The 12,097-nt window shown below is 40.8% G+C and carries 9 protein-coding genes; 3 read left to right on the top strand and 6 right to left on the bottom strand.

Annotated elements, in window-relative coordinates; translation table 11 throughout:
* Positions 1–293: 293 nt before the first annotated feature.
* Positions 294–1,130, bottom strand: a complete 837-nt coding sequence (locus NDN11_RS05460; protein WP_251111011.1) for an SDR family NAD(P)-dependent oxidoreductase — start codon at positions 1,128–1,130, stop codon at positions 294–296.
* A gap of 1 nt (position 1,131) precedes the next feature.
* On the bottom strand, positions 1,132–2,208 hold the full coding sequence (locus NDN11_RS05455; RefSeq protein WP_251111010.1) for an amidohydrolase family protein: 1,077 nt from the start codon (positions 2,206–2,208) through the stop codon (positions 1,132–1,134).
* Between the two features lie 449 nt (positions 2,209–2,657).
* Here NDN11_RS05455 and NDN11_RS05450 point away from each other — a divergent pair, with 449 nt between their 5' ends.
* Positions 2,658–4,826, top strand: a complete 2,169-nt coding sequence (locus tag NDN11_RS05450) for a TonB-dependent siderophore receptor (protein ID WP_251111009.1) — start codon at positions 2,658–2,660, stop codon at positions 4,824–4,826.
* Between the two features lie 46 nt (positions 4,827–4,872).
* Complete coding sequence (locus tag NDN11_RS05445; protein WP_251111008.1) at positions 4,873–5,556, top strand: hypothetical protein; 684 nt, start codon at positions 4,873–4,875, stop codon at positions 5,554–5,556.
* A gap of 91 nt (positions 5,557–5,647) precedes the next feature.
* On the opposite strand, the gene NDN11_RS05440 is transcribed toward NDN11_RS05445, so the two are convergent.
* Positions 5,648–6,523: a helix-turn-helix transcriptional regulator gene (locus tag NDN11_RS05440; RefSeq protein ID WP_251111007.1), complete on the bottom strand. Its 876-nt coding sequence runs from the start codon at positions 6,521–6,523 to the stop codon at positions 5,648–5,650.
* A 203-nt stretch (positions 6,524–6,726) separates the two neighbouring features.
* On the opposite strand from NDN11_RS05440, the gene NDN11_RS05435 reads away from it, so the two are divergent.
* On the top strand, positions 6,727–7,422 hold the full coding sequence (locus tag NDN11_RS05435; RefSeq protein ID WP_251111006.1) for an alpha/beta hydrolase: 696 nt from the start codon (positions 6,727–6,729) through the stop codon (positions 7,420–7,422).
* An 84-nt stretch (positions 7,423–7,506) separates the two neighbouring features.
* Here the strand turns inward: NDN11_RS05435 and NDN11_RS05430 are convergent, their stop codons facing one another.
* The 3 genes from NDN11_RS05430 to NDN11_RS05420 all read right to left on the bottom strand — a co-directional run bounded on the left by NDN11_RS05430 (position 7,507) and on the right by NDN11_RS05420 (position 12,097).
* Positions 7,507–7,617 carry a hypothetical protein gene (locus tag NDN11_RS05430; protein ID WP_085942822.1) on the bottom strand — a complete coding sequence of 37 codons (111 nt, stop codon included), beginning with the start codon at positions 7,615–7,617 and terminating at the stop codon, positions 7,507–7,509.
* A 217-nt stretch (positions 7,618–7,834) separates the two neighbouring features.
* Entirely contained in the window at positions 7,835–10,300 is a 2,466-nt protein-coding gene (locus NDN11_RS05425) for an acyl-CoA dehydrogenase (protein WP_251111005.1), read from the bottom strand.
* A gap of 390 nt (positions 10,301–10,690) precedes the next feature.
* Entirely contained in the window at positions 10,691–12,097 is a 1,407-nt protein-coding gene (locus NDN11_RS05420; RefSeq protein WP_251111004.1) for an efflux transporter outer membrane subunit, read from the bottom strand.

The following is a 12,097-nucleotide window of genomic DNA, read 5'->3' as shown; positions in this document are numbered from 1 at the left end:
TCATTATTTAGTAAATAAATAGTAATCCCCATTTTGGATCATTTTTTAAGCTTTCTGCAACATTTTGAATTATTTCTGCACCAACATCTCTTTCGTATTGTAGTGATATCGTTGTAATCACTTTTTAGTGTTAAGAAATAATCACTCAAGCAAAGTTCTGTCTTCCTGATGTAGTAGACAATTTTAGCGATCTAAATATTTTTGCTTTTTGCAGAGCGAACTGAAATTAAAATCATGTCCATTTTATTCAAAAGAACATGACCCTAAATCAACTGTCGTCTATTTGATGGTATTTATTTTTTCTTACTTTTTTTAGTGAAAAAGCTGAGTGCATGCGAATAATGTGTCGGTGTAATACGTTGAATTAGATCAAGCACCTTGGCATCGTTTCCAATCAGAATACGCGCTTTATCTGCTTTGACTGCATTCAGAATAATTTTAGCCGCCTGTTCAGGTGGCGTTTTTAAAACCTTATTAAATGCCTGACTCGCCTTGGCTGGGTTCATCCCTAAACTTCGAATACTGTCACTCATTCTAGCACTGTTGGCAATATTGGTTCGGATTCCACCTGGATGCACACAAGTTGCACTTAAGCCATCATTCTGGAGTTTTAATTCTTGTCGTAAAGCCTCTGTAAAACCACGCACTGCGAATTTAGTCGCATTATAAGCACTTTGGGTTGGTTGTGCGGTTAAGCCAAACAGACTGGAAATATTAATAATATGCCCTTCTCCACTTTGCTTGAGATAAGGCAAGAACTCTTTGGTACCGTAGACCACGCCCCAAAAATTAATCTTAAAAATCCACTCCAGTTCATCATAGCTCATGCCTTCTACCGTACTTGCTAAAGCCACACCTGCATTATTAAAAATCATATTGATCTTACCATGTGCCTTGAAGCTGTCTTCTGCCCAATCACGAACGGCTTGTTGATCTGATACATCCAATTTAGTCAATGTAACCTTAATTGGATATTGCTGTACTAAAGCTTGTGTTTCTGTCAGCCCCTGTTCGTTGACATCACTTAGGGCCAAATGTGTACCTTGCTGCGCCAATAAAACAGCCAACTGTTGACCGATTCCTGACCCTGCACCCGTAATTGCAGCGACTTTTTGATTAAAGTTTTTCATATTATGACTCTAAAGAAAGTTGATAAAAATTGGCAGCATTTTGTCTAAATATGGCATGCAAAGCCTGATCACCATAAGGACTCAACATTTGAATATAGGCATGGATTAGATCATTTAAATGGGTGTTCGGCTTATCCATTGGAAAATTAGAAGCAAACATAATTCGCTCTGTACCAAATACTGAGATTGCGTGCTGAATCATCGGTGTAAGTAAATTCACCATCTCTGCAATGCTTGCAGTTCGACCCTGTCTATAAAATGTGTGTCCAAGTACAGGCATCATCAAGCCTGAGATTTTGGCATGAACATTTTTCTGTTCCGCCAGAACTGCAATATCTTGCTGCCATTGTTTAAAAATGGCATCACGCTGCAATTGTGTCATTCCCGTTTTCTTGCCCACGGCTCCAAATAAACCGACAGGTGTCGCCAAATGGTCAAGCACAATAGGTGTTTCAGGAAATTGTTTCGCCAAACTGGTTATTTCTGCTAATTGCGTGGAATACCCCCAAGCATCAAAAGATAAATCCAGTTTTGCAAGTTGTTCAAAACCTTTTAAGAATTTCTTGTCACAATAGAGATGAGGCCGATCACACCAACGATAAACACCGCTATCTTGATGCCAAGCTGCCATTTTACGAATACCACGAAAGAGCGGGCTTGCATTCTGATGTGCTTGAAGAATATCTTTGAATTTTCGATCTCTTGGGTCAGCTGTCGCAACAATTGCACCTAATTTTAGTCCCTGTGCTTTAAAATCTAATTGCTGAATCCAATCTGTTTCTTCAACCACACCCAAGCCTTTGTGGTGATGCCAGTTGGCTTCGACATGAACTACACACTCAACTGAAAATGGCGCTGTATCTATCCGATAATGCTCTGGTAAATAGGGGCTCAATGCATATTCTGTTGACCCTAAACTTTCCAATAATGGTTTGGGTTTAACCAACCGCACTACGCGATCCATTACAGCAGGATATTTCCCTAAAGCTTTGACCAATAAGGCTGCTGAATGCGGTGTGTGATAAGGATCCCACTGATGAATATGCGGATCAATAATTGCAAAATCTAATCTTGTCATTGTTGTACTCGATATAAGCTCAGCACATAAAATCTGAAATGATGCTCATCCATGGCATCTCTAATATTTCTAAATACAGTGTTCGTGGTTTTAGCCTACTCAACAAAGCACTATGAATAAAATGATTTATTTAAATATTCAAGTATGAATATGATTCATTGCATGTCAGGAATGGCTGACCTATATTCATACAATAACTATTAATTTCATAGCTTTATTAAAAGCTTACAAGAAACTATGTTCTCAACTTATAAAAATAAAATGCACTTTTTAAAAATAATAAATGCATTATCAACTGCTTAATTTTTATCAATCTTTGCGCACCAACCAACTTCTTGTAAATAATTCTCATTTAAATATACTTTACCCCCTTATTGTCGTCCTACCCTGTCTTCAGGTTAGTTAAAACCACCTCTCCTCTGCTCCAACAGCACTCATCAGGTATCTATATGTCTGCTTTTTCCCCACGCAAAAACCCCATTACTATTGAAATTTTAAAACAAAGCAGCCCATTACTTTTATCTTTAATACCTGTGCTGTCATGGGCAGAAACAACATCAGAACAACCCACTCAACTCGCAACCATCAATGTTCAAGCTGGACAATCCTCAAGCTATATCGCAGCACAAACAGCATCAACATTACGTGGCAATCAAAACAATCTAGAAAGCCCACAAACGGTAAATGTGGTGTCTAAACAATATATGAAAGATTATTTGCCAGCAAACTTGGATAATGCACTGACCCAAGTTAGTGGTATTACGCAAGGTAATACGTTGGGTGGTACTCAAGATACCGTTATGAAACGAGGTTTTGGTGATAATCGTGATGGCTCGATTACCGTGAATGGCATGCCAATTGTGCAAGGTCGCACCATGAATGCGGCAGTTGAACAAGTAGAAGTCTTAAAAGGTCCTGCGTCTTTACTCTATGGCATTATGGACCCAGGTGGTGTGGTTAATGTCATTACCAAAAAACCTGAAACGACACAAAAAACTGAATTTTCAGTTTATGGTTCAAGCTTCGCTGCAGGTAAAAATGGTCTAGGTGCAAGTCTGGATACTACTGGTTCAATCAGCGACAGTAACTTTGCCTATCGTTTTATTGCCGATCATTCCGATGCAGACTACTGGCGTAATTTCGGTAATCTTAAACAGACTTTAATTGCACCCTCATTGGGTTGGGATAATGGCCAGACCAAAGTCAATTTAAGTTATCAATATCGTGACTTTGACGTCCCGTTTGATCGCTCAACCATTTTTGATCCTAAAACGAAACAAGCCTTACCGATCTCAAAATATCAACGCTTAGATGAAGCCTTTAACCAAATGAAAGGTGAAGCTCATTTGGCACAATTATTGGTAGATCATCAGCTTAATGATAACTGGTCAGCTCACTTGGGTTATAGCTATAACTATGAAAGCTATGATGCCAATCAGTTACGTGTACTTAGTTTTGATACAAAGAATCACATCGTGAAGCGTCGTACCGATGCCACCTTAAATGCAGAAAGTGTAGATAGTAATGCCCAGGTCTATCTCAATGGTTCAGTCAATTTACTGGGTTTAAAACATGATATTCAAATTGGTTCAGATATCGAATACCGTAAATATTTCCGCCCAAAGATGGTTCGTGGAGGTGATTCAACTTTGGATTATTTAAATCCAAAGTTTGGAACTGTCGAACCGTCTCGTAAGATCAGCAATGACGATAGCGACCAAACTGATAAATTGCATACCTATGGTTTTTATCTGCAAGATGCGATTCACTTAAATGAAAATTGGATTGCCGTACTCGGTGGACGTTATCTGAATTATCAACAGACTGCTGGCCGTGGGCGACCATTTAAAGAAAATACCAATAGCAAAGATGATGCTTGGCTCCCGCATGCCGGCTTAGTCTATCAATGGAATGATCAGCTGTCTTTCTATGGCAGCTATACTGAGTCACTTAAACCAAATTCCTCAATTGCACCTTTAGGCGGCAATGCAGTGATTGATGCCGATGTCAAACCTGAGCAAGCCAAATCTTATGAAGTCGGTGCAAAATACGAGTTCAATGATCGTATTAAGACCAATTTTGCCCTCTACGATATTAAAAAACGTAATGTTTTAGTCGTAATCACTAAACCAGGGCAAGACACAGAATTACATACCACAGGTGCCGTTCGTTCCAAAGGTGCTGAACTCGACCTGACTGGCCGTCTAACAGATCAGCTTGATGCTACCCTGACCTATGCCTATACCGATGCCAAAGTCACTGAAGATGAAACTGGTCTGCAAGGTAATCGCTTGAATAATGTGGCAAGAGATACCGCTTCACTGGCATTGGCCTACAATTATGGTGAACTTTATAATGGTAAATTACGTTTAGGTCTGAGTGGCAATTATGTCGGCAAACGTGCCGGAGATTCGAAAAATCAATTTGATCTGCCTGAGTATGCATTGGCCAATGCCTTTGTCAGTTATGACACCACCATTGCCAAACAAGCGGTTAATTTTCAATTTAATTTAAATAATATCTTTGATAAAACCTACTATACGGCCAGCGTTAATAATTTGGCGGTGTCTCAAGGCGATTCTCGTCAAGCAGTATTACGTGCCACTTTTAAATTCTAGTATAGGATCAGCGCAGTAAGTTCGTTACTGCGCTTTTGAGATCAATATGAAAAAAATTCTTACTATCATGACGATGATCCTTGCCTTTAGTACATGGACATCCTCTGTTTACGCCCAAACACGGATTGCGCTGATTTCACAGCTTAATGCTTCGTCCTCGAGTACCGATACTGCCATCCAAAAATACTTGCAAAGCAAGGGCTATCAGGTTGAGGTACTTGATCAATCGGTTTCCCCCAACAGTTTAAAAAACACGGATCTAGTAATTATCTCTTCAACAGTAGCATCCAAAAATCTGCAATCGGGTTGGCGACAACTGCCGATTCCGCTGATGACATGGGAAAATGATTATCTCGATGATCTGGCCATGACAGGTAAACGGATCAATACTGATTTCGGTGAAGTCGATAAAGAACGCTATTTATGGCTAGTCAATGCACCCCACCCTTTATCAGCTCAATTGTCTGCTGGCACACTCAATGTCTATAAAGCTCAATCACCCATGAGTTGGGGTAAACCAGGACTCGGTTCAACCATCATTGCAACCATTTATGGGCAACCTGAAAAAGTCGCAATCTGGGGTTATGAAAAAGGTGCGACCATGGATTATGAATCACTTGCACCAGCGAAACGACTGATGTTCTTTCTCAACAATGAAACCTTTGGCAATCTATCTGAGGATGGCTTGAAACTATTTGATGCTGCGATTCAGTGGTCACTGAGCAAATAAAATCAAAATTTAGATTTCAATGCACTGATGCAGTTCACTCTGTATCAGTTTAAATTTTCACCAACTTATTTGCTCGAATCCTTGGGACTACTCACTGACTTAACGATGCCCTAAACACTTTCGGGGCACAACCAAAGCTTTGTGCAAAAGCACGACTAAAAGCGGCTTGGGATGAATAACCTACTAATTCAGCAACTTGTGCAACATTTTTATCAGTCTCTTTAAGCAACTGACAGGCCAATTTCATACGCCAATTTTTCAAATATAACATCGGTGATATACCCACCAACTCAACAAACTTCTTGGAAAAACTAGAGCGAGATTGTTTGGTCAGTTGGGCAAGTGATGCAACATCCCATTCATACGCAGGTTGCGCATGCATCAAAGACAATGCCTTACTCATGATTGGATCGCGTAATGCAGAAATCCAACTTTGATGTTCAATCGTCTCTGTTGCTAACCAAAACCGTATCGACCAAACCAACAATAAATCAATAATTCGAGACAGCATTACTCGACTGCCAAGCGCGGGGTGTTCAAGTTCAAGCTTGATTGCAGCAACAGTCATAGGTACCCATTCTGCAATTTTTTCGGCTTCATGATGCGAAGGTACATGAATATAAGTGGGTAATCCTTCTGCAATTGCCTCTCCATAGATTCCTTTCAGCTGAAAAATACAGCTAATTACAGATGCGTCTGTTAGCTGTTCACTTACGATTTCAATCGAATGCTCAAGCTTCGTTGGCAAGACAACAATGTCTCCAGCTTTTAAAATTAGGTCAAGATTAAGTCGTTTAATTTTAAGTCTGCAACTCGCATTTTGAATAATATGGATATAGGGATATTGAGCATGAAAATTTAGTTTTTTCTGCTGTGAAAAGTTTTCTAAACCATAGATTTCACCCGATATCTCAGCAAATCGATAAATATCAAAAAAGATATCTGTTAAAGCATGCTCATCACTCATTTTGCTCGTCTGTCCTCAAAAGTGTTTCTGCAAAAACATTGGCGTTTCAGTTATTGTACAAGCCGAACAAATCACCAATAATCTTTTTTAGAAGATTCCGATAGTATAAAAATCGACCAACCTCTTTTTCATTCTTATACAGTCAACCTTCCCTTCTTAAGCTTATAAAATTCAACACAATAGCGTTCAGCTAGGAGATAAATATGAGTACTCAACCCACAATTATTCTCGTACACGGTTTTTGGGGCGGTGCAGCCCATTGGACTAAAGTGATTACTGAACTCTCACATCAGGGGTATAGTGCCTTACGTGCCGTCGAACTCCCTTTGACCTCACTTGCAGATGACGTTGAACGAACCAAAAAAATGATTGCCCAAGTGGATGGTGATGTACTTTTGGTGGGTCATTCTTACGGTGGAGCAGTGATTACAGAAGCTGGCAATCATCCAAATGTCGTGGGTTTGGTTTATATTGCTGCCTTTGCACCAGATAGTAATGAAAGTCCTGGTGCAATTACGCAACAACATCTACCTGTTGCAGCTCCTAACCTAGAACCAGACAGTGATGGTTATCTTTGGTTAAAAGTTGATAAGTTTCACGAAAGTTTCTGTCAGGACCTCGGTCAAGATGAAGGCTTTGCAATGGGTGTCACTCAAAAAGCACCTTTAGCAAGCACCTTTGGGGATAACATTTCTACCCCAGCTTGGAAAACAAAACCCTCTTGGTATCAAATTTCAACTCAAGATCGAATGATCAGTCCAGAAAACCAAGCGGTGATGTCTGATCGTTTAAATGCTAAAAAAGTAATTTCTTTAAACGCAAGTCATGCTTCATTGGCCTCACAACCGAAAGAAGTAACTGCCTTAATTACTGAAGCTGCTACATATTTGGCAAAATAAATATACGCTCGACCCAATAGGGAATAATGTTATTCCCTATTTGTCTGTCTTAACTCTGCTTCAACAAGACACAGAAATTGCTGCTTATAAAACATATTCCCAGATAATGTAGCCTAGACCAAATCCGAGGAATGCATACAGTGTAATGATGAAGAACACAAAACTGGCATTATTCTTTTTTTTCAAAAAACTCATATCGGCACCTTTGGCTTTGCTCAACTCATGTTGTTATAGTGCAATAAGATACAGAATAAAAAAAGACACAGAATTTTCTAAAAAAAATATAACAGATAAGCATGGAACAATTGGAACTGTTATGAAAACAGCCCCAAATATATTTGCTACATTCATCACAGCATGATCATCAATATATTTAGGACTGTTCGATCTTAACGTCAATATGCTAAAACGATCAGGTTTTCAAATGCGGATTATCCAATGGCAGTTCCTTATCTAAATGTGCATCAAAAATATCCGTCAACATACTGTCATAACGTTTAGCGTTGTATTGTACAAGTGACTCTGCCTCAGCAGTTGTAATGAAACCTGTCTCAATCGCATCAGTAATATGTTCCTCAAAGGTCAAACCACTAAACTGATCTTTCGATTCTGCTTTTTTAAACTTATTCCACAACGGTTGTAGTTGTAGTAAAGCCTGAAAAGCAGATTCCATACGTCCCATCACATCGTTAGCATCGGTGTTGTAGTAAACATGTTGCTTCAACTGATCACGGAATGCATGTTCTTGCATGATTAACTGAGCCACTTCTTGCTTCAATTGATCTGATGGTGCTGCAATTGGACGGCCAAATGGGAAGCACAGGAATTTGACCATACACGCAGCAAGTTTCATCGGGAAATTGTCATAGAAGCCAAAGAACGCTTCTTGCACTTGATATAAAGCTTTATTGAGGGCCAATTCTGCATGTTTTCGTTCGGCCTCAGTTCTTTGACCATGCTCATAATATTTCAAAATTGCTGTAGCAATAAATAAGTTCGCATGGATATCAGCCAACCGACCAGACAGCATTTCTTTACGTTTTAAATCACCTGCTAAAATTCCAAGTGCCATATCCGCAGTTAATGCAAAATCAGCACTGAAACGGTTAATCTTGCTGTAATACGCTTTAGAAAAATCATCCGCTTGTTGAGAGCCTTGATCTGAACCACCGGTAATCGAATATGCCGCTGCTCTGGCCGCACGATTAAAGGTATAAGCCAGATGTTTAAACAGTAATGGAGAAAAAGCTTTGAAAGCAGATGCCTTATCTTCCGATTGTAATAGCTGTAATTCTTCAAATAGATAAGGGTGACAACGCATTGACCCCTGACCAAAAATCATCAATGAGCGGGTCAGAATATTGGCCCCTTCTACCGTAATCGCCACAGGAATAGATTGATAAGTCAGTGCAAGGAAGTTACGTGGACCTAATTGAATCGCTCGCCCACCCACCACATCCATACCGTGATTCACCACTTTACGCATGGTTTCAGTAGCATAGTATTTTGCCATTGCTGTCATCACCGCAGGCGTTCCACCTTGGTTTAAACCACAGGTCACCAGATAACGAAATGATTCCAACATATAGGCATCACTGGCGATATCACTGGTCGCCTCTTGTACCCCTTCAAAATGCCCAACCGAGATTTTGAATTGTTGGCGAACACTGGCAAATGCACCGACCAACAGGTAGCTCATTTCTCCTCCAGCCGTTGCCAAAGCAGGCAGTGAAATACCTCGGCCCACGCCTAGACATTCCATCAGCATACGCCAACCTTTACCTGCATTTTGCTGCCCACCAATAATCCAGTCCAATGGAATAAAGACATCACTGCCCTCAACCGTACCATTCATAAACGGTGCACCAGGATTATGTCGAGGGCCGATCTGAATGCCTTCATGGTCAGCAGGAATCAAAGCACAGGTAATGCCATATTCCACTTTATTTTTATCACCAAGTAAGCCATCTGGATCATAGAGCTTAAACGCCAAACCAATCACGGTGGCAATCGGTGCAAGGGTAATCCAACGCTTGGAGAAATTCATTTTTAGACCTAGAACTTCTTGGTCTTGGTACTGCCCATAACAAACTACACCCGTATCAGGTATTGCACCTGCATCCGAACCTGCTTCAGGGCTGGTCAAACCAAAACAAGGAACTTCTGTGCCCTTTGCCAGTCCGGGCAGATAGCGTTGCTTTTGCTCTTCCGTTCCATAGTGCAGCAGCAACTCACCTGGCCCAAGCGAGTTCGGCACCATACAACTGACGGCAGCAGTTAAGGAACGAGACGCAATTTTGCTCATAATACGACTTTGCGCAAACGGGGTAAATTGCTTACCGCCAAATGATTTAGGAATAATCAAACCTAAAAAGCCGTTGTCTTTAATAAATTGCCAAACCTCTGGCGGTAGGTCTTTTTCTTGGTGATGAATCTGCCATTCATCTAACATGAAACAGAGCTGTTGTACTTCATGATCTAAAAATGCCTGTTCTTCTGCTGATAAAGTTGGATAAGGATATTGATCAAACTTTTCCCAATCAGGTGCCCCCATAAATAGCTCTTTTTCCCACCAACTGGTCCCCGCTTCCAAGGCTTCTCTTTCGGTGATGCTCATACTCGGCATTGCTTTTGAGAGAATATTAAACGCAGGTCGACTCACCAAAGCATCACGTAAAGGTGCAATCAAAACAATCACACTCGCGAGAATAATCGGGATGCCCAGTAACAGACTCCACGGTGTGATCAACACACTACAGAGAATCGCAGCGACAATGGAAACAACACAGCCAACAGTTCGATTGGCTTCAAAATAAAAAACAGCCCATACCACAACTAACTGAATCAATAGGCCAAGCAATATCAATAATACAATCATATTTGCTCCGTTATCTCAGATTGGGATGAAGATGAAATAAGAAAGATCTAAATTAAATTATGATGAACGTCTTTCTTTAATAAAAACGGCTATTTTTTATTCTACATATCGAAGTGCTATTTGCTTGATTAACTACTAAAATTTACACAAAGGCATTCAGATGATACTGAAAAATAAAAATCATGAGCTGAATAGAATACCGCTCTAAAAAATTGGAATCCGTCTCCTCAAAAATCCAAAAATAAAATCATCAATCATGATTCTTTTTAACCTTACAAAGCAAAAAATAACCCAAGCAATATCTTTCGAATTTAATAAATAAATTGCAGCGATCCAAACGCCATTCAAATTGAATATGAATAGCTGCAATGATTGATAATGCCACTCAATTTAAGATGAAAAATTCATCCCACCACCCAATGCAGCCACCAATTGCGCTGAATTTTTGAGATGCAATTGCTGTAATTCCAATAAGCGTTCTTCTGCGCTCAAACGCAGATTCTGTGCTGTCGCGACTTCTAAATAGCTGACCAAACCAGCTTGATAACGTTGCTTGGCAACCCGTTCATTTTCAATCGACAGCTTAAGCAGTTGCTGTTGCGCTGCGATCTGCTGCTGGAAATGACCTGCTTGCAGCAAACCATCCTCCACCTCTTTCCAACCTGTTAAAACAGAATGCTTATAAGCTGCAAGCTTTTCATCGTAATTGGCTTGAGCCTGTTGAATATCAGCCTGTCGTTTTCCCCCATCAAACAATGTGCCTAAGACTTTTGCACCCATTGACCATGCAGTATTGGGTGACTGCAATAAGGTATGGAAAACCTGACTATTGGCACTGCTATCCAAGCTGATGATCAAATCAGGTAACCAAGCAGTCTGAGCTAAGCCTAATTGCGCATGTGTGAATGCTAATTCGCGTTCGCTACGAATTACATCGGGACGTTGTGCCAACAGGCGACTTGGAATTTGGGTCGGAATTTGAGGGGTGCTGAATTGATAGCGATTTTTATTTAAATTAAAGTCCGCTACATTGCGTCCAACTAAGACCGCCAACACATTCTCTTGCAAATCACGACTACGTTGTAGCTCTAACAATTGCAACCCGACTTGTTTAAGTTGGGTCTCAGCCTGAATCACATCAGCCCGTGCAATCATGCCTGCTTGGTATTGCTGCTGTAAAATACGCACAGATCGCTGATAACTTTGCTGGGTCTGATTTAACACGTCCAGTTTGGCGTCGAACAAACGAATGCTCCAATAGGCCTCTGCTGCAAGCAGTTGCTGACTCAGTTGAATGGCAGCCAAATCTGCAGCAGATGCTTGTAGATTCGCCTGTTGCCCTTCCACCGCTTTTGCAACTCTCCCCCAAAGATCAGGAATCCAACTCACTGCGACATTGGCACCGAATTGACGACTCTTGCCAGCATTTTTAGTTTCGGTCTGATTAGCATTACCGCCCATGCTGATGCTCGGAAGCGCATTGGCCCGTTGTCCATCTAACAGTGCCATGGCATGGCGATACTTGGCTTGGGCCTGTTGGATACTCAAGTTGTCTTGATCCAATTGCTGTATCAGCGTGGATAAGGTCGGATCTTGATACATCTCCCACCATGGCTGTGGCGTCGCTGCTATTTTAGAAGCTTCAATCCACTGCAAATCTGCATATTTATACTGTGCAGCACTTTGAATCACGGGCTGCTGATAGACTGCGGGCTTAAAGGTACTGGACGACTGACATGCTGTGAGCAGCATCGTCACTGCGAGCCCCATAGAAAGTGTAAAAACTGTTTTTTTCAT

The organism is Acinetobacter sp. C26M (assembly GCF_023702675.1).
Lineage (GTDB): Bacteria > Pseudomonadota > Gammaproteobacteria > Pseudomonadales > Moraxellaceae > Acinetobacter.
Note: the sequence above shows the minus strand (reverse complement) of the source record. Positions and strands in the feature narration are given on the sequence as shown.